1 protein-coding gene is annotated in these 263 nt (G+C 73.8%); it reads left to right on the top strand.

Features of this window, described 5'->3' with window-relative positions; translation table 11 throughout:
• A partial coding sequence (locus tag SB719_RS20820; protein ID WP_412159840.1) for an SDR family NAD(P)-dependent oxidoreductase occupies window positions 1-263 on the top strand: 263 nt, incomplete at both ends.

Genomic DNA, 263 nt, shown 5'->3' with positions numbered 1-263 from the left:
CGTGGTGCTGGTCACCGGTGGCGCGCAGGGCATCGGCCGCGGCATCGCACAGGCCATCCTCGGCGCAGGCGGACGGGTCGCGATCGGCGATCTCGACCGCAGCGCCGGCGCGGCCGCGTTGCAGGAATGGGACGTCGGCGACCGGGCGTTCTTCGCCACGCTCGACGTGTCGCGCGAGACCTCGGTCCGCGGATTCGTCGCGAAGGCGCAGGCGCGCTTCGGCCGCATCGACGGCCTGGTCAACAATGCCGGCCTCGCCGAGC

The sequence above is a fragment of the Pantoea sp. SIMBA_079 genome, assembly GCF_046940275.1.
GTDB classification, from domain to species: domain Bacteria; phylum Pseudomonadota; class Gammaproteobacteria; order Enterobacterales; family Enterobacteriaceae; genus Pantoea; species Pantoea borealis.
This window is presented reverse-complemented; position numbering and strand designations above follow the sequence as displayed.